This window comes from Paenirhizobium cremeum (assembly GCF_047553425.1).
Lineage (GTDB): Bacteria > Pseudomonadota > Alphaproteobacteria > Rhizobiales > Rhizobiaceae > Allorhizobium > Allorhizobium cremeum.
Window position 1 is genome coordinate 886,971 of the sequence record NZ_CP180217.1, and the last position, 18,383, is coordinate 905,353.

Annotated in this window: 12 protein-coding genes; 7 read left to right on the forward strand and 5 right to left on the reverse strand. The window is 62.9% G+C overall.

Annotated elements, in window-relative coordinates; all coding sequences use genetic code 11:
• The first annotated feature begins 53 nt into the window (after positions 1-53).
• The 5 genes from ACLBKR_RS04370 (at position 54) to ACLBKR_RS04390 (ending at position 7,506) form a co-directional block, all read left to right on the forward strand.
• The gene (locus tag ACLBKR_RS04370) at positions 54-485 is read left to right on the forward strand and encodes a cytochrome c-type biogenesis protein CcmH (protein ID WP_244711962.1); all 432 of its coding nucleotides are present in this window, start codon (positions 54-56) and stop codon (positions 483-485) included.
• Positions 486-661: 176 nt separating this feature from the next.
• Positions 662-2,218, forward strand: coding sequence for a Do family serine endopeptidase (locus ACLBKR_RS04375; protein ID WP_414900777.1), 1,557 nt, complete (start codon positions 662-664; stop codon positions 2,216-2,218).
• Positions 2,219-2,361: 143 nt separating this feature from the next.
• A complete protein-coding gene (locus tag ACLBKR_RS04380; protein WP_112827490.1) occupies positions 2,362-3,063 on the forward strand; it encodes a response regulator transcription factor in 702 nt (233 codons plus the stop codon).
• 7 nt (positions 3,064-3,070) lie between these two features.
• Positions 3,071-4,480, forward strand: a complete 1,410-nt coding sequence (locus ACLBKR_RS04385; RefSeq protein WP_414900779.1) for a sensor histidine kinase — start codon at positions 3,071-3,073, stop codon at positions 4,478-4,480.
• Positions 4,481-4,548: 68 nt separating this feature from the next.
• Positions 4,549-7,506, forward strand: coding sequence for a bifunctional [glutamine synthetase] adenylyltransferase/[glutamine synthetase]-adenylyl-L-tyrosine phosphorylase (locus tag ACLBKR_RS04390; protein WP_414900781.1), 2,958 nt, complete (start codon positions 4,549-4,551; stop codon positions 7,504-7,506).
• 13 nt (positions 7,507-7,519) lie between these two features.
• On the opposite strand, the gene ACLBKR_RS04395 is transcribed toward ACLBKR_RS04390, so the two are convergent.
• The 3 genes from ACLBKR_RS04395 to ACLBKR_RS04405 form a co-directional block, all read right to left on the reverse strand.
• Positions 7,520-9,862, reverse strand: a complete 2,343-nt coding sequence (locus tag ACLBKR_RS04395) for a PAS domain-containing sensor histidine kinase (protein ID WP_113448303.1) — start codon at positions 9,860-9,862, stop codon at positions 7,520-7,522.
• Positions 9,863-10,267: 405 nt separating this feature from the next.
• Complete coding sequence (pepN, locus tag ACLBKR_RS04400; RefSeq protein ID WP_113448302.1) at positions 10,268-12,916, reverse strand: aminopeptidase N; 2,649 nt, start codon at positions 12,914-12,916, stop codon at positions 10,268-10,270.
• 171 nt (positions 12,917-13,087) lie between these two features.
• Positions 13,088-14,197 (reverse strand): methyl-accepting chemotaxis protein, encoded by a 1,110-nt coding sequence (locus ACLBKR_RS04405; RefSeq protein WP_113426448.1) that lies wholly within the window; start codon positions 14,195-14,197, stop codon positions 13,088-13,090.
• 313 nt (positions 14,198-14,510) lie between these two features.
• Here ACLBKR_RS04405 and ACLBKR_RS04410 point away from each other — a divergent pair, with 313 nt between their 5' ends.
• Entirely contained in the window at positions 14,511-15,449 is a 939-nt protein-coding gene (locus ACLBKR_RS04410; protein WP_112827442.1) for a DMT family transporter, read from the forward strand.
• An 18-nt stretch (positions 15,450-15,467) separates the two neighbouring features.
• Here the strand turns inward: ACLBKR_RS04410 and ACLBKR_RS04415 are convergent, their stop codons facing one another.
• Positions 15,468-16,700: an MFS transporter gene (locus ACLBKR_RS04415; RefSeq protein ID WP_414900785.1), complete on the reverse strand. Its 1,233-nt coding sequence runs from the start codon at positions 16,698-16,700 to the stop codon at positions 15,468-15,470.
• A gap of 363 nt (positions 16,701-17,063) precedes the next feature.
• On the opposite strand from ACLBKR_RS04415, the gene ACLBKR_RS04420 reads away from it, so the two are divergent.
• A complete protein-coding gene (locus tag ACLBKR_RS04420) occupies positions 17,064-17,972 on the forward strand; it encodes a hypothetical protein (protein WP_414900787.1) in 909 nt (302 codons plus the stop codon).
• 139 nt (positions 17,973-18,111) lie between these two features.
• Here the strand turns inward: ACLBKR_RS04420 and ACLBKR_RS04425 are convergent, their stop codons facing one another.
• A complete protein-coding gene (locus tag ACLBKR_RS04425; protein WP_162708156.1) occupies positions 18,112-18,267 on the reverse strand; it encodes a hypothetical protein in 156 nt (51 codons plus the stop codon).
• Positions 18,268-18,383: the final 116 nt, after the last annotated feature.

The following is an 18,383-nucleotide window of genomic DNA, read 5'->3' on the forward strand; positions in this document are numbered from 1 at the left end:
CCCCTCGTGGGGGAGAGGGCCGGCAGGCCAGAGGGGGACTTGCTTCATTCCTTCTGATTTTTCTCCTCCTTGCCCCCCTTCCGGCGCTGGCCGTCAATCCGGACGAAATCCTGCCCGACCCGAAGCTCGAGCAGCGGGCGAGGGATCTTTCGGCGCAATTGCGCTGCATGGTCTGCCAGAACCAGTCGATCGATGATTCGAATGCCGAGCTTGCCCGCGACCTGCGGCTCCTCGTGCGCGAGCGGATCGTCAACGGCGACAGCGACCAGCAGGTGATCGACTACGTCGTGTCGCGCTATGGCGAATTCGTGCTGCTGAAACCGCGCCTGTCCATGCACACGCTGCTGCTCTGGGGGCTTCCCGGAGTGCTCTTCGTCATCGGTCTCGGCGTTGCTTTCGGTTATGCCCGCGGCCGGGCAAAACCCGTTCCGCAGAAGCTTTCCGCCGACGAGGAAGCACGTCTCGGCAAGCTGCTCGACGAGTGACGGAGGCCGTCCGGCCCGCGCGTGACATCGCGTTTTCGGGCCTTTCGGAAAGATTACCAAGTTTTCATCCTCCGTACAGTTCGCAGTAAGGTGACGCGGCCTATATCTCCTTCATCCACCGCTTCCCGCCGGGTTTTCCCGGTCTCCAGCAAGAAGAACAGATGAAGGTAACATCCATGTCTGAAAAGAACGGTCGCTCCAACCTCAAGACGATCCTGAAGAACTCGACCGCTGCCGGCCTTGCCGCGCTGATGCTGGCCGGCGCTCTTCCGGTCGCCGTCAATTCGGCCTACGCGGAAGCCGTCAAGGTTCAGGCCGCACAGGTTCCGAGCTTCGCCGACGTCGTGGCCGCCGTTTCGCCGGCCGTCGTTTCCGTCCGCGTTCAGTCCAACGTCCAGAACACGTCCGACGAGAGCAACTTCTCGTTCAACTTCGGCGGGCGCGGCTTCGACGATCTTCCCGACGACCATCCGCTGAAGCGCTTCTTCAAGGAATTCGGCATGCCCGGCCCGGACGGCAGGGACCGCGGTCCGAATGCCGGCCCGCGTGAACACCGGGAAGGCAAGGGCCGCCTGCGCCCGACCTCGCAGGGCTCCGGCTTCTTCATCTCCGAAGACGGCTACATCGTCACCAACAACCACGTCGTCGACGACGGCGCCGCCTTCACCATCGTGATGAACGACGGCAAGGAACTCGATGCCAAGCTGGTCGGCAAGGACAGCCGCACCGACCTCGCGCTGCTCAAGGTCGACAATCCCAAGCAGAAATTCACCTATGTCGACTTCGCCGATGACGAGGCGATGCGCGTCGGCGACTGGGTCGTTGCCGTTGGCAACCCCTTCGGTCTCGGCGGAACGGTGACGGCCGGCATCATCTCGGCCCGTGGTCGCGATATCGGCTCCGGCCCCTATGACGACTACATCCAGATCGACGCCGCCGTGAACCGCGGCAATTCGGGTGGCCCGGACTTCAACCTGGCCGGCCAGGTGGTCGGCATCAACACCGCCATCTTCTCGCCTTCCGGCGGCAATGTCGGTATCGCCTTCGCCATCCCGGCATCGGTCGCCAAGGACGTGATCGCAAAGCTCAAGGAAGGCGGCAGCGTGCAGCGTGGCTGGTTGGGCGTTCAGATCCAGCCGGTGACCCAGGATATCGCCGACTCGCTCGGCCTGTCCGAAGCGAGCGGCGCGCTGGTTGTCTCGCCGCAGGCCGGTTCGCCGGGCGACAAGGCCGGCATCAAGCAGGGCGACGTCGTGACCGCCGTCAACGGCGAGCCGGTCAAGGACCCCCGCGATCTCGCCCGCCGTATCGCTGCCTTCGCACCTGGAACCCAGGTCGACGTATCCCTGTGGCGTGAAGGCAAGGCGGTTTCCGTCAAGGTCGATCTCGGCACCCTGCCGAGCGAGCAGGCGCTCGCCGGCGAAGGAAGCGAGGGCAGCAGCCAGGCTCCGGCCACCGAGCAGGCGCTCGCCAACATGGGCATCTCCGTTGCTCCGGCTGAAGATGGCAAGGGCCTGTCGATCATCGATGTCGATCCGGACTCCGACGCCGCCGACAAGGGCATGAAGGCCGGCGAGAAGATCACCTCCGTCAACAACCAGCCGGTCGCCTCGGCGGCCGACGTGATGAAGGTGATTGACCAGGCCAAGAAGGACGGACGCACCAAGGCGCTGTTCCAGATCGAATCGGACAACGGCAGCCGCTTCGTGGCCCTTCCGATCAACCAGGGCTGATGCCCCTCGGCACTGACTGACCGCGGGGCGCCGAAGATCGGGTCTTCGGCGCCCCGTTTGTATAAACCGAAAACAAGGACGAGAGCATGAATTCCGGAGGAAGCGGGACTGTGGGACCAGCCGATTCCGGTTGTGCCGATGGCATGGCCGGCGGTAATGTCGCGCACATGAAGATATTGGTTATTGAAGACGACCTGGAAGCCGCCGCCTACATGACGAAGGCTTTCCGTGAGGCGGGCATTGTCGCCGATCATGCCAGCGATGGCGAAAGCGGCCTGTTCATGGGGTCGGAGAATGCCTATGACGTGATGGTCATCGACCGCATGCTGCCGCGCCGCGACGGGCTGTCCGTCATCAGCGAACTCAGGAAGCGCGGCATCGATACGCCGGTGCTGATCCTTTCCGCGCTCGGGCAGGTCGACGACCGGGTGACCGGCCTTCGCGCAGGCGGCGACGACTACCTTCCCAAGCCCTACGCCTTTTCAGAATTGCTGGCCCGCGTCGAAGTGCTCGGCCGCCGCAAGGGCAAGCCGGAACAGGATATGATGTATCGTGTCGGCGATCTCGAACTCGACCGGCTGTCCCACGAGGTCAAGCGCGCCGGCAAGGAGATCCTGCTGCAGCCGCGCGAATTCCGCCTTCTCGAATACCTGATGAAGAATGCCGGCCAGGTGGTGACCCGCACCATGCTGCTCGAAAACGTCTGGGACTATCATTTCGATCCCCAGACCAACGTCATCGACGTGCATGTCTCCCGGCTTCGCTCCAAGATCGAGAAGGATTTCGACAAGCCGCTGCTGAAGACCGTTCGCGGCGCAGGTTACATGATTAAGGACGAAGGCTGACATCGGGATGAGCCGCGCCAAGCTCCTGTTCAAGTCGACGGCCGTCCGGCTGTCGGCCCTTTATATCGGCCTTTTCGCCCTGTGCGCGGCGCTGCTCGTCATCTATGTGACGGCGCTTTCCGAGCGCATCCTCTACACCCAGACGCGCGACTCGCTGAAGGAAGAGGTTCAGGAAATCACGACGGCCTATGAGCGTGGCGGCATCAATCGCCTTCTCGCGATCATGGAGCGCCGCGCCCGTCAGCCGGGTGCCAATCTTTACGTGATCGCCGGACCGAATGGCGAGATCCTCGCCGGCAACGTCGCCTCGGTGCAGCCCGGCGTGTTCGATCACGAGGGCTGGACGGACTTTCCCTTCCGCTACGAGCGTTACAACGAGAGCGGCGACGTGCAGCGGCACGTGGCTGCGGGCCATGTCTTCTTCCTCGACAACAGCCTGAGAGTGCTGGTCGGCCGGGATCTTGGCGAACCCACAAAACTGCGGCTGCTGGTGCGCCAGGCCCTGATGGTGGCGCTCGCGATCATGGGGACCGGCGCGGTCATCATCTGGTTCGCGATCGGCCGCAATGCCCTGAAGCGCATCGACCGCGTCTCGGCCGCCAGCAAGAAGATCATGGCGGGCGATCTCTCGGAGCGGCTGCCGGTGTCCGGCTCCGGCGACGAGTTCGACCGTCTCTCCTCTTCGCTGAACGAGATGCTGGGCCGCATCGAGAAGCTGAACGAGGGTCTGCGCCAGGTCTCGGACAATATCGCTCACGATCTGAAGACGCCGCTGACCCGTCTGCGCAACAAGGCCGCCGACGCGCTGAGCGAGGACGACGACGCGACCCGCAGGACGGCTCTGGAAGGCATCATCGCCGAATCCGACCAGTTGATCCGCACCTTCAACGCGCTCCTGATGATCTCGCGCGTCGAGGCGGGCTCGATCGCAGCCGAACTGACGGACATCGATCTTTCGGCCATCGCCGCCGACAGCGCGGAGCTTTACGAACCGGTGGCGGAGGAGGCGGGGCTGACGCTCGAAACCGAGATTGCGCCGGGTCTCTCCGTAAGGGGAAATCGCGAACTCGTCGGCCAGGCAATCTCCAACCTCATCGACAACGCCATAAAATACGGCGCCGAGGGCGATCGCGACCGCAAGGTGAAGGTGACCGTCGCCAAGACCGGCGCCGGAGTGGAGCTCAGGGTTTCCGACAGCGGGCCGGGCGTTGCCGCCGACAAGCGGGAAGAAGTGGTCAAGCGCTTCGTTCGCCTGGACAAGAGCCGATCCAAACCCGGAACGGGTCTTGGTCTCTCGCTGGTCTGCGCGATCATGGCGCTGCATGGCGGTCGCCTCGAACTTTCCGATACCCATCAGGACGACGCCCCCGACAACGGCTTGACCGCAGCCATGGTCTTTCCCGGCCAGAAGCCCTAACTTTGCCTCGCGAAACGGGATTCGGGGAAGAGGACCCCGGCAATTTCGCCCGGAGGGAGGCCTGTGAGATGAGGCAAGCAGAGACGACACTTCTGGCGGAGGTTGCGGCGGATGTGATCCGGCCATTCAACCAGGCGGAGCTGAAATCGGTCCTATCGACGCTCAAGGATGCGGGCAGGAACGAACCGGCCATCGCGGATCTGCTGGCGAATGAAGGGCCGCTGAAGAGCTTCGTCACGGCGGCGCTGACGCTTTCTCCTTACCTGCGGGATGTGGCGAACCTTTCGCCGTCGCTGCTCGCCGATGCCATTGAAAAGCCGATCGTGCCCATGCTGGAGACGCTGGTCGCCACGGCGCGCGATGCCTGGAAAGGCGAGCCCGGCGGACCGCCGGCCACAGAGGCGCAGGTGATGTCGCGGCTGAGGGTCGCCAAGCGCAAGGCAGCCTTCCTCACCGCGCTTGCCGATCTGGCGCGGATTTTCGACGCACGCGATACCACGCGCTGGCTGAGCGCCATTGCGGACGCATCGGTGGCGGCCGCGATCGATCATCTGCTCGTCGCAGGCCAGGAGGCGGGCAAGCTGACCCTCAAAAACCCTTCCGAGCCTTCGAAGGGAAGCGGCCTGATCGTGCTCGGCATGGGCAAGCTAGGCGCTTGCGAACTCAACTATTCCTCCGATGTCGATCTCGTCGTCTTCTTCGAGCCGGAAGCCGGCATTCTCGTCGTGCCGGAGGATGCGACGGAGACCTATGGCCGGATGATGCGCCGGCTGGTGCGCATCCTGCAGGAGCGCACGGCCGACGGCTATGTCTTCCGCACCGATCTTCGCCTGCGTCCCGATCCGGGTTCGACGCCGCTTGCCGTGCCCGTGGAGGCGGCGCTTCTCTATTACGAGGGGCGGGGGCAGAACTGGGAGCGCGCCGCCTATATCAAGGCCCGTCCCATCGCCGGCGACCTTGTGGCCGGCGAGCAGTTCCAGCGGGAACTGGTCCCCTTCGTTTTCCGGAAATATCTCGACTATGCGGCGATTGCCGACATTCATTCGATCAAGCGGCAGATCCACGTCCACAAGGGCCACGGAGCGATTGCGGTCAAGGGACACAATGTCAAGCTCGGCCGCGGCGGCATCCGCGAGATCGAATTCTTCGCCCAGACGCAGCAATTGATCGCCGGCGGGCGCATGCCGGAACTGAGGGTGCGGCCGACGGAAGCCGCTCTTCGCGCGCTTGCCGGCGCGAACTGGATCGACGGCGAGACCTGCGAGGAACTGATCGCCTGTTACTGGTTCCTGCGCGATATCGAGCATCGCATCCAGATGGTCCATGACGAGCAGACTCATCTTCTGCCCGATACGGAGGCGGAACTTCGCCGCATCGCCTTCATGACCGGCTTTTCCGACACGGCCGGTTTCTCCGCCAGGCTGGAAAACGTGCTGAAGACCGTCGAGCGCCGTTACGCGCGTCTGTTCGAGCATGAGGAAAAGCTGTCGACGGCGACGGGAAACCTGGTCTTCACCGGACAGCAGGACGACCCGGACACGCTGAAGACGCTGAAAAGCCTCGGCTTCGAGCGGCCGGAGGATATTTCCCGCGTCATTCGCACCTGGCATTACGGCCGCTATCGCGCCACGCAATCCGTCGAGGCGCGAGAACGCCTGACAGAACTGATGCCCGAGCTTCTCAAGGCCTTCGGCGAAAGCCGCCGTGCGGACGAAGCCCTGCTGCGCTTCGATAATTTCCTCTCAGGCCTGCCCGCCGGCATCCAGCTTTTCTCCCTGCTCGGCAACAATCCGGCATTGCTCGACCTGATCGTCAACATCATGTCGTCGGCGCCGAGGCTTGCCGAGATCATCGCCCGGCGTCCCCATGTCTTCGACGGCATGCTCGATCCCGGCCTGATGGTGGAACTGCCGACCCGCGACTACCTGGCGAAAAGGCTCGCCTCCTTCCTGAACGGCAGCCGCTTCTACGAGGAAATTCTCGATCGCCTCAGGATCTTCGCGGCTGAACAGCGGTTCCTCATCGGCATACGCCTGCTCACGGGGGCCATCGGGGGCACACAGGCCGCCCATGCCTTCACCGATCTCGCAGGCCTTGTCATCGGTGAGACGCTGAAGGCGGTGGTGGAGGAAATGGAGGCAAGCCACGGGCGCATCGAAGGCGGCACCGTGGCGCTTGCGGGCATGGGCAAGCTCGGCAGTTTCGAGCTGACGGCCGGGTCGGACGTCGATCTCATCCTTCTCTACGAACATGCGGACGACGCGGGCGATTCCGACGGGCCGAAGCCGCTCGACCCGGTCCGCTATTTCACCCGGATGACGCAGCGCCTGATCGCCGCCCTTTCGGCGCCGACTGCCGAGGGAGTTCTCTACGAGGTGGACATGCGGCTCAGGCCCTCCGGCAACAAGGGGCCGGTCGCGACCCGTTTGCGGGCCTTCGAGAAATACCAGCTCGAGGAAGCCTGGACCTGGGAACACATGGCGCTGACGCGCGCGCGGCTGATCTGCGGCGACGAGGATCTTGCCGAGCGCACGAGGGCCATCATCGAGACCGTGCTTGCAAGGCCAAGAGAAGAAGCCGGCATCGCCGCTGACGTGGCGGAAATGCGCGCTCTGATCGAAAAGGAAAAGCCGTCGCGCGACATTTGGGATTTCAAGCTCTTCCCGGGCGGGTTGATCGACATTGAATTCATCGCGCAATACCTCGCCCTGATCGCCAAGGGCAGAGGCGTCGATGTGCATGTGAACGGGCATTCGACGGCGGATGCCCTCAGGCAGTTGGGCGGCGTCCTGCTCGATCCGAACGATCTTGAAACCTGCCTGACGGCGCTCCGGCTCTATACGGATCTCTCCCAGGTAATCCGTCTTTGCATCGACGGTCCCTTCGATCCGGACAACGTGCCCGCCGGCCTTGCCGATCTCGTCTGCCAGGCCGGTGACTGCCCGGATCTGAAGACGCTGGAGGCGGAGGTGAGGCGGCTCTCGAAGGCGACGCGGAAGGTGTTCCAGAACATCGTGAAGACTTGAGCGCGTCGGCGTTTCAGGCCGCGCAATCCTGCCGTTCCACAGATGTCCGGTCCGGAATTCTGACCGAGACCACCGTACCGCGGCCTTCGCAGGAACGTATCCTGAGGTCGCCGCCGTGCATGCCGACGAGCGAGCGGGAGATGGCGAGACCGAGGCCGGAGCCGCCATTGCTCTTGGCGTACTGACTCTGCACCTGTTCGAACGGATGCCCGATCTTCGACAGGGCGGATTTGGGGATGCCGATGCCGGTGTCGGCGATGGTGATCGTGACCGCATCGCCGATCCTGCGGGCGCGCAGCGCGATGCGGCCGCCGGCTTCCGTGAATTTCACCGCATTCGACAGGATGTTGAGCAGGATCTGCTTCATTGCGCGCCGGTCCGCGTTCATCGTCAGGCTGGGCGAAACGCGCTGCCGGATCAGTATGTTCTTCTCGTCCGCCGGGATGGCGGTAAGCCGCATGCTTTCCTCGATCAGCGCGTCGAGATCGATGGTCTCGCGGCGGATCTTCATCTGCCCCGCCTCGATCTTCGACATGTCGAGGATATCGTTGATGAGGTTCAGCAGATGCTTGCCGCTGTCATGGATATCGCGTGCATATTCGGAATATTTCGGCGAGCCGATCGGGCCGAACATGCCGGCGACGAGGATTTCCGAAAAGCCGAGGATGGCGTTGAGCGGAGTTCTGAGCTCATGGCTCATATTGGCGAGGAATTCGGATTTCGCCTTGTTGGCGGCCTCGGCGCGTTCCTTTTCCGCGAGGTAGTTGGTGTTGGCGACGGAAAGTTCGGCCTTCTGACGCTCCAGCTTCTTCTGCGAGGCGGAAAGATCGCCGATCGTCGCCATCAGGCGCCGTTCCTGGTCACGCAACCGCTCCTGATGGCGCTTCAGGAGGGTAATGTCGGTTCCGACGGACACGAGGCCGCCGTCGCGTGTCCGGCGCTCGTTGATCTGCAGCCAGCGCTCGTCGGCAAGTTGCACCTCGGTAGTGCGCGAATTGCTGCCGAGATCGGGGTCGGCGATGCGGCGCTGGATAATCGGCCGCGCAGCCGCGGCCTGCACCACCGCGCGCTCGGTACCGGGCACAAGGATGCTGTCCGGCAGGCCGTAGACTTGCTGGAAATGCGCGTTGCACATCACCAGGCGGTCGTTCTTGTCCCACAGAACGAAGGCCTCGGAGGTGCATTCGATCGCGTCTGCGAGCCGCTGGTCGGCTTCGGCGTAACGCTGGGCAAGGCGATGCTGCTCGGTGACGTCCATGGCGATGCCGATGACGTGCAGGCAGCCGGTGTTGGAACGGATGACTTGGGCGCGGGCGCGCATCCAGACATAATGGCCGTTGGCATGGCGCATGCGGAAGACCTGATCGATCTGCCGGGAATTGCCTTTGCCGATGGCGCGGGCAAGCGCATAGAGATTGCCGTCGGCCGGATGCATGAGCCTGGCGGCGTCGGCAAAGGTCAGCATGTCCTCGGACGGTGAAAGTCCAAGCATCTCGTACATCGAGCGCGACCAGAAGAGCTTGCGCGAGGCGAGGTCGAAGTCCCAAAGGCCGCAGCGGCCGCGCGACAGCGCCGTCTCCACCCTGACATTGGTCTCGAGAAAGATCTCGTCAGCGTCGCGGGCGCGCTTCACCTGCTGGAAATAGGCGTAGAGGATGACAAGCAGGATCAGGGAGATGCCGGAAAACAGCGTGACGTTGAGCGAGATTTCGCTGCGCCAGAATGTCGTGGCACCCTCAAGCGAATGGGCCGCCAGAATGAGTGCGCCCTCGGCTCCGACGGGCGTGACCACGGCGAAATGACGGATGCCGCCGATATCGGTCTCGATTGCGCCACTGCGATCGGTAAAGCGCCGGATGGTGGTGACCTCCGGCAGGAGTGCGCCGAGCGGCAGGCCGACATAGCCGGAGCCGGCCGAGGTGGCGGCATAGATGCTTCCGCCGGCATCGACGAGCAGGACGAAGGCGCCATCCGCCATCCGCTCCTGCGGCAGGAAGCGCGCCAGCGCCGCCTCGGAGCCTGATCGGTCGGCCTTGGTGAAAAGTTCCGGCTGCGTCGTCAGCGCGGCGTTGGCAGCCGCCGATATCAGCGCCGTCGACTGACGCACCGCACTTTCGATGCGTGCATGTTCGGAAAGAATGCCGGCCGTGCGTGCAAGTGCGACGACCGCGAGAAACGCCAGGATGAGCACCGGAATGGAGCGTCGAAGGATCGTCTCCACCCGTCGGGACGCCCCGACGTCTGCGCCGGCAAGCGTCGCGATCCCCGTCGAAAGGGTTTCCAAAAGAGCCGAAAACACGGTAGTTTTAAGCCGCAACCGTTCATCGGCTGCGGTTGCCCGCTGCGCGTTCGACATCGTCCCCTGCCTCGATTTCCTCGTGTGATTCGAGGCGCCGCCGCCCGAATCTGACTTAATGAATCATTGCTGATTCGCCTTGTCCAGACCGGGGTGATGAACAAAATCTTAAGCCATTATTCCGAATCGTCTTTTTTTCTGCGAGACGCGCCAAACGCTTGAATCTGATTGGAAAGACGGCGGTGTCCCGCCCGTATCCGAGGGCGGGCGAACGAGGCGAGGCCAATATGCCGGCCGCAACCCGATCTGCCGGAAGACGAGGTCCAGCGGGAAGAAATGCCGGGAGCGCCAGCCTCGGCAGAGCGGTCTATCGGCGATCGCGATGGGAAAGCCCGTCGGCGCAGCGCTGGCAAGGAGAGGCGCGGCAATCCTGTATCCGCGCCCGCGCCCCGTTTTCGCGTTCGGTCAGCCCTTCAGCGTGCGATCGACGATGTCGCGGACATCGTTGGACAGCGAGCCACTACGTTCGATGGTCATCAGGGCCTCGCGCGCGTGATCGGCCCTGCCGGGTTCGAGCAGGCGCCAGGAGCGCAAGGCGGTGAGCAGCCGGGCCGCAAGCTGCGGATTGCGCTTGTCGATGGCCAGAACCTGTTCGGCGAAGAACGTGTAGGCCCTGCCGTCAGCCCGGTTGAAGCCCGTCGGGTTGCCGAAGGCGAAGGTGCCGATCAGCGCGCGCACGCGATTGGGATTGGAGGCGACGAAGTGCGGGTTCTGCATCAGCCGCATGACGCGGTCGAGCGCGCCTTCGCCCGGTATGGTCGCCTGGATCTGGAACCACTTGTCGAGCACCAGCGCATTGGACGAGAAGCGCTTTTCGAATGCCGCCAGCGCTGCATGGGTCTCCGGCGCATCGGGGAAGCGGTGGGCAAGAACGGTCAGGGCCTGCGACAGGTCGGTCATGTTGTCGGCCCTGGCGAAAGCCGCAGCGGCTGTCCCCGGAGCGTTCTCGCTGAGGGCGAGGTAACCGAGGGCGCAGTTGCGAAGCGCGCGGCGGCCGGCGCTTGCGGCATCGGGGCTGTAGGCAGAGTCCGATGCCAGACCTTTGTACAGCGCCTCGAAGGTTGCCGCGCCCGCGGTCGCTATCTCCTTGAGGATCGCCTGCCGGCCGGCATGGATCGCGTCCGGATCGTTGTTCGCCCCGAGTTCGCGGGCGATATCGGATTCGCTCGGCAGCGTCAGCGCCTGCGCCCGGAAGGCGGGTTCGAGGCTGTCGTCGGCGGCAATGGCGAGAAGGGCGTCGAGAAGGCCCTTGTCGCAGGAGACCGGATCGCCCTTGCCAGCGGCGGCGGCCGCCGCCGTCAGGTTCGGCAGGGCGAGATCGGTAAGCGCCTGCCAGCGCGAGAAGAGATCGCTCTCGAAACGCGCGATGAGGGCGAGATCCTCCGTCGCCTGCGCAAAATGCAGGGTCACCGGCGCGGAGAAGCTGCGGTTCAGCGAAATGACCGGGCGGCTGGCGATGCCGGAAAAGACGAAGGTCTGGCTGCGCTCGGTCAGATGCAGGACGTCGCCGGTGACCTCGCCGCCAGTGACGGAGGAGGGGTTCTGCTCGTCGCCATTGGCACCGATCAGCGCGAAGCGCAGCGGTATGTGCATCGGCTCCTTGTGCGTCTGGCCCGGTGTGGCCGGAATCATCTGCTCCAGCGACAGGGTCAGCGTCTTCGCCGCGGCGTCATAGGAGGACGAGACGGTGATCTGCGGCGTGCCGGCCTGATTGTACCACAGCGAAAACTGCTTGAGATCGCGGCCGTTGGCATCCTCGAAGGACTTGACGAAGTCCTCGACGGTCGCGGCTTCGCCGTCGTGGCGCTCGAAATAGAGATCCATGCCCTTTTTGAAGCCGTCGCGGCCGAGAATGGTCGCAATCATCCGGGTGACCTCGGACCCCTTCTCATAGACGGTCGTCGTGTAGAAGTTGTTGATCTCACGATAGGCGGTCGGGCGGACGGGATGGGCAAGCGGCCCCGCATCCTCCGGGAACTGTTCCGAGCGCAGGTGACGCACTTCGGCGATGCGCTTCACCGGACGGGACCGCTGGTCGGCCGAGAATTCGTGGTCGCGGTAGACGGTAAGGCCTTCCTTCAGGCAGAGCTGGAACCAGTCGCGGCAGGTGATGCGGTTGCCGGTCCAGTTGTGGAAGTATTCATGGGCGATGATCGCCTCGATATTGGCGTAGTCCTGGTCCGTTGCGGTTTCCGGATCGGCCAGCACGTATTTGTCGTTGAAGATGTTGAGGCCCTTGTTCTCCATGGCCCCCATGTTGAAGTCGGACACGGCGACGATCATGAAGATGTCGAGGTCGTATTCGCGGCCGAAGACCTCCTCGTCCCATTTCATCGAGCGCTTCAGCGCGTCCATGGCATAGGCCGCGCGCGGCTCCTTGCCGTGCTCGACGTAGATCTTCAGCGCCACCTCACGGCCGGACATTGTGGTGAAGGTGTCTTCCACCACGCCGAGGTCGCCGGCGACGAGCGCGAACAGATAGGAGGGCTTGGGATGGGGATCGAACCAGGCGGCGAAGTGCTTGTCCGGACCGTAGCCGGCGCCGCCGAGGAAGTTGCCGTTCGACAGCAGCAGCGGGTTGGCTGCCTTGTCGGCGATGATGTTGACCGTATAGACGGCCAGCACGTCCGGACGATCCGGGAAATAGGTGATGCGGCGGAAACCCTCGGCCTCGCACTGGGTGCAATAGACCCCGTTTGAGCGATAAAGGCCCATCAACTGCGTGTTTGCCTCGGGATTTATCAGCGTCGTGACGGTGATTTCGAAAGGCGTGCTTTCAGGCAGGTCGCGGATGGTGAGGCTTTCGGGCGTTGCCGTGTAGCGCTCCGGGGCCATCTCGATCTGGTCGAACAGGAGGCTTGTCATGGTGAGGTCGTCGCCGTCCAGCACCAGCGGCGCCGCCGGATCGACACCCTCGCGACGGTGGAAGATCAGACGCGCCTCGACCTTTGTTTCGGTCGGATCAAGCTCGAAGGTCAGGTCCACCCGTTCCAGCACGAAGTCGGTGGGGCGGTAGTCTGCCAGATGAATGATCCGGCCCGTATCTGTTCGCATGATTTGTCCTGATCGTAAGTGAATGCCCGCCTTGCGGCACCGGCATACGACATACGCCCGCAGGATCACCGCCAGATTATTGTGGATGATTACATTAATTTCTGAACGATTGTTAAAACACCGATCAATTTAATGCCCATTTTTGGACGGGCATCCGGTCTCTTCCAGACGTCATTTCAGCCCGAAAGCCGCCCGAATGGCATCGTCGCTTTCCATCTGCTGGGCGATGACGCCATACCAGCCGAGCCCGTCATAATCCTCGTATCCGAGCGTCTTGGCGAAGGCGACGATCGAACCCTTGCCGTCATAATAGCTGCCACGCATCAGTCCCTCGGGATTGTGAAGCGCAAAATGCGTGTAGCGGCGGGCCGGATTGCTCGAGGCAATCACCCGTAGCGCGCCGTCGAGCAGCATGACTTCCGTCTTCTCCGCCACCTGGGGCGGCAGGTTGGCTTCCTTCTCGACAATCGCCTGGCCCTGCGCCTGCCAATCGAAATAGACGCCAAGGGTGCCGACCAGCGCGCCATCGGAGCGGCCGCCGGCCCGGATGCCCGTCGCATAGACGAGCACGTCGCGATTATCGTGGGAAAGGCTGGGCTTCACCTCGTCGACGGCATAGTCGTCACCGCTCGCGCACTGGCGCGCCGCCGCAAACCACGGCTCGCCGGCGAAGCTGCGGTCCTTGAGCCCCTTTTGGAACCTGGGATTGGCGGATGCGACGACACGACCGTTCGCATCGGTCATCACCAGGTCGAGATAGACAGTGTAGAAACGGTTGATGACGCCGAGCCGTTCGGCCGCATAGGCGAACCGGTCGCTGGTCGGGTCCTCAAGCGCCTGCCAAAGGGCCGGGTCCGTCGCCCACCAGCGCACATCGGCGGTGCGTTCGAACAGGTTGCGCACGATGAACTGCACCAGCGTCTGGGCGAGATCCGTGAGACGGACGCCTTCCATCTGCTTGACGAGGTCATCGGCCATATTGCGGCCGACGCCGATACGGCCAAGCACGTTTTCCTGGAAACGGTCGGCGATGTCGGCCGCGGCCTGGGCAAGGCGCTGCACTTCATTGGCCACGACCGCAAAGCCCTTGCCGGTCTCTCCAGCCCGTGCCGCCTCGATGAGCGCATTGATCGCCAGCAGCCGGATCTGTTTCACCACATGCGTATTTTCCGCGCTGAACCGCTCCAGATCGACGCCTATGCCCTCCGTCACCAGGCGCATCGAGCGGGGAGTGGCAACGAGGGGGGCTGTGCTTTTCAACTTCGGAACGGCTTCGCTCATGGACAACTATCCAGAAAAGGAGTGGCTCTTGCAGTGTCCGCCTGTAGCGTTGCAACCGATGGCGGTACTGTGGAAATGTATGGGTATTGAACGAAGGCGAGTATCCGTAAAATTGGTTAACTGAGAATAAAGTATATTTCATCAATTCTATTGTGCATATCGCTCCTCGCAGCCTCTTCCACGGTCTCGGTGGCGATATGTTCTTGCTTCCCTCCTCCGCAAGCGACTATCGTCCGATCAAAGCTTCGCCGTCGAACAAGCAGTCTCGTCCGGTTGCCGCATCTCCTGTCTCTCCGCATCCGGAGCCTTATCGATGGCTGTCGCCTCTTACGATCCCCTTCGTGGCATTCTTCTCAAGGTGGCGTCCGTCACCGTCTTCGTCGGCATGCAGAGCTGCATCAAGCTTGCGGGCAGCGATCTCCCGACGGGACAGATAACTTTTTATCGCTCCGCTTTCGCAATCGTTCCCATTCTTCTTTATCTCGCCTGGAAAGGCGATCTGCGTCATGCCTTTCGAACGAACAATCCGTTCGGCCATCTCAAACGTGGATTGATCGGCGTGGCAGCGATGACGGTCGGCTTTTACGGGCTCGTTCTCCTGCCGTTGCCGGATGCGATTGCGATCGGTTACGCGATGCCGCTGCTGGCGGTGGTCTTTGCCGCCGTCTTCCTGCGGGAGACGGTCAGGGTCTATCGCTGGAGCGCCGTTTTCGTCGGCCTGATCGGCGTGTCGATCATTTCCTGGCCGAAACTGACGCTGTTCGGCGAGCAGGGTTTCGGCTCCCAGGCGGCGGTGGGCGCCTGTGCGGTGCTTCTGTCCGCCGCATTGGGCGCGGCCGCCATGCTGCAGGTGCGCCAGTTGGTGCGGGAGGAGCGAACGGCGACCATCGTGCTCTTCTTCTCGCTGACGGCTTCGTTGTTGTCGGCGGTGAGCTGGTTCTTCGGCTGGCAGGTCTTGTCCTGGCAATCGCTCGGGCTGATGGTCATGGCCGGGTTCTTCGGCGGGCTCGGTCAGATCTTGCTGACCGAGAGCTATCGTTTTGCCGATGTCTCGACCGTCGCACCCTTCGAATATTGTTCGATCATCCTCGGATCGATCATCGCTTTTCTGCTGTTCGATGAGGTTCCGACGCTGACGACGGTCATCGGAGCGGTCTTCGTCGTCGGAGCCGGCATCTTCATCATCTTCCGCGAACACCAGCTCGGTCTCGAGCGCCGCGCCGCGCGCAAGGCTTCGACGCCGCAGGGATAGCGGCGTTCCGTGGGCTTCTCAGGAGACCTGGTCGCCGATGCCGCCGGACGGGTCCGGCCCCTGCATCGGCAGCGGCTTGGACTGGAAATCGGTCTTTTCGGCCGGTCCCTCGCTTGAGGGGCGGCGCAGCATGCGGAATCCCGCATAGCCGGCATAAAGCGCAAAGGCCGTGGCGAGGAACCAGATGAGCCCGTTCGGGCCGAAATATTCCATCAGCGTTCCCCCCATCAGCGGTCCGGTGACCGTGCCGAGACCGTAAAGGATCATGATCGCGCTGGAAATCTTCACATATTCGTCCGGCTCCGCCATGTCGTTGGCGTGGGCGACATTCAGCGCATAGACCGGATAAAGAACGGTACCGACGAAGAAGCCGGCGATATAGAGCGCCACCGGACTGCCGCCGAAGATCATCATGGCAAGGCAGGCCGTCATGCCGAAAATACCGGAGCCGATCATGACCAGCCGGCGATCGATGAAGTCGGAAAGACGTCCGAGCGGCATCTGCGCGATTGCGCCGCCGGCAAGCAGGGCCGCAAGCAGGGTGGCCCCTTGCGCCGTGGTCATGCCGACATTCTGCGAATAGACACCGCCGAGGCTGCCCCAGGTGCCGGAAAGCGCGCCGGACAAAAGCGATCCGAAGAAGGCGACCGGCGAACGGGTGAGCAGCCTTTTCAGGTCAAACTTGGCTTCAGCAATCGGCGCCGGCGACTGCGCCGTCGAAAGGGCGGTGGGAAACAGCGCTAGGCAGAAGAGCAGGGCGCAGACGATGAAGAGCTCCGTCCGGCGCGGATCGCCGAGCGGCACGAGATACTGCCCGCCGATCGATCCGGAGAGACTGGTAATCATGTAGACCGAGAAGATCGCTCCCCGGTTCTCGTTGGTCACGCGCTCGTTGAGCCAGCTTTCGATCAGCAGGTAGGCGCCGGCGATGGCAAAGCCGGCGAGGCCACGAAACAGCATCCAGGCGCGCCAGTCCACCAGCAGCGAGCACAACAGCACGGAGACCGTCAGAAGGGTCAGAAGTGCGGTGAAAACCCGTACATGGCCGACGCGGCGCACGAAGATCGGCGTAACGATGCACGAAAGCGTGAAGCCGAACGTGTATGCGGTCGCGATGACCGAGATCGTAAAGGTCGACCATCCCTCGTCGATCGAGCGGATCGGAAGAAGGAAGTTCATCAGACCGAACCCTGCCATCATCAGCAGGGTTGAGAGCATGAGCGAAGCGATCGAGGCGAGGCTGGCCAGCATCGGGTGACCCTGAAATGAAGAAACCGGATTGTGCCTTTAATCCAACCGCGACGGACTGTCGATTGCGACAGGTTTCGGCGCAAAGTCGTATTGGGTCGTATACTCAATTTTTCGTCAGCCGACCGGTAATAAGGTTGGAACTGTCAGGCATTTCATTTAGTTTAAAAGAACTGCGGCTAATCTACGATGTAACGGGCACGGGAGCACGCCGGGCGGCCGTTGCCTATGTTGGTATTATGAATTGCATATCTGCCTTATTCCATTTGCGACCTGACCGTCGCGGCTCGTGCTCTGGCGGTATCGGGGAGGCGCCGGGAGCGTATCGTTGCGGCCTTGACCTGCGATCCGAAAGGAGGCCGGCCCTTGGCGTTTTCCACTGAACAACTGGCTTCCGATCCGCGCTTCGTCGAGGCGTTGAGAGCCTTCGCCATAGAGCTTCGCGGCCGCTATGACGAACATCCCCGACTGGCCCGTCTTCTGGCCTCGCATCAGCGCTGGCTTTTGAGCCAGGCCGCCTTCGCGCTCCATCTTGAATACGATCCTTCCGAACCGAATTCCGGCCTGACCACCACCCGGCTTCGCGATCTGGTCACCACCGTGGGAGCCGCCAGCCGAAATACGGTGCTGAACTTCCTCGATCAGCTGACAAGCTATCGTTTCATCCGGGTCGCCGGCGATCCGGCCCGCCGTCCCCGGCGGTTCGAGGCGGCCGACGTGACCGCGCAGGCCATGTTCGACTGGCTTCTCGCCAATCTCGCCACCCTGGACCGGCTGGACGGCGGCGTCCGGGCGGAGACGCTGGCGACACGGCCGGAACTGTTTCGCCTGATCCAGCCGTGGGTGGCGCGCAAGTCGCTGTCGGACCCGTGCTGGCGCGAACCGCCGCCGCGCGTCGCGATGTTCCTCTGGACCGAGGCGGGCGGACTGGTGATGGACGAACTGGTCCGGCGCATACGTCCCGCCGAGAACCATGAAGGCCGATTCGACATCGGCAGGATCGACGCCCGGCAGATGGCCGAGCAGTTCATGATGTCGCGCACGCACCTTCAACGGCTGCTTCGCAAGGCGATCGACGAAAACTGCCTTCAGTGGCAGGACGAGACCAAGAAGGCCGGCCTGTGGTTCTCTGCCGATTTTCTCTTCGAATATTGCAGCTGGCAGGCCGTGAAGTTCTCGATCGTCGACCAGGCCTTCGAGGAGGCATGCGCAAAAACGGCGGTGGAGGCGGACGTTTCCTCGTCCCAGCGCAACGCTGCCGGCGGCGAGCCCTGAAGCGTAGCGCGATCCTTCGGATTCGCCATGCGGGCCTTAAGTCATTTTTTTATCGATTATCTCTGCAGCAAATCCGCGCCGCACTTTTGCACGGCAGCCCCAAATCATGGTTCTGCGATCTGCCGCCCGGTTAAGGATGTCAGAGCGGGATCTGGCGGATCAATGCGTTTTCGCGTGCGGCGGGGCCGGTCTTGCCGCGAACTTCGTTGGAATAGGCTTCCGACGCGCTGACGGCGCTGCCGATCTGGAAGACCGCGGCCTTCAGGCTGCGGAGCGGATGAAGCATCAGGGTCATGGTATTCGCTCCTTGCACTCGTACATTGGGCGCGATGATCGCGCACTTTCCCGTTTAAGTTTAGGAGAACGTCGCAATTGTGCAATGCACAATATCGTCGGGCTGCAATGCAGTTG

Coding starts and splice junctions, on each gene's coding strand:
- ACLBKR_RS04375 (WP_414900777.1), top strand. CDS start 662: ATGTCTGAAAAGAACGGTCGCTCCAACCTCAAGACGATCCTGAAGAAC.
- ACLBKR_RS04380 (WP_112827490.1), top strand. CDS start 2,362: ATGGCCGGCGGTAATGTCGCGCACATGAAGATATTGGTTATTGAAGAC.
- ACLBKR_RS04385 (WP_414900779.1), top strand. CDS start 3,071: ATGAGCCGCGCCAAGCTCCTGTTCAAGTCGACGGCCGTCCGGCTGTCG.
- ACLBKR_RS04390 (WP_414900781.1), top strand. CDS start 4,549: ATGAGGCAAGCAGAGACGACACTTCTGGCGGAGGTTGCGGCGGATGTG.
- ACLBKR_RS04395 (WP_113448303.1), bottom strand. CDS start 9,862: ATGTCGAACGCGCAGCGGGCAACCGCAGCCGATGAACGGTTGCGGCTT.
- pepN (WP_113448302.1), bottom strand. CDS start 12,916: ATGCGAACAGATACGGGCCGGATCATTCATCTGGCAGACTACCGCCCC.
- ACLBKR_RS04405 (WP_113426448.1), bottom strand. CDS start 14,197: ATGAGCGAAGCCGTTCCGAAGTTGAAAAGCACAGCCCCCCTCGTTGCC.
- ACLBKR_RS04410 (WP_112827442.1), top strand. CDS start 14,511: ATGGCTGTCGCCTCTTACGATCCCCTTCGTGGCATTCTTCTCAAGGTG.
- ACLBKR_RS04415 (WP_414900785.1), bottom strand. CDS start 16,700: ATGCTGGCCAGCCTCGCCTCGATCGCTTCGCTCATGCTCTCAACCCTG.
- ACLBKR_RS04425 (WP_162708156.1), bottom strand. CDS start 18,267: ATGACCCTGATGCTTCATCCGCTCCGCAGCCTGAAGGCCGCGGTCTTC.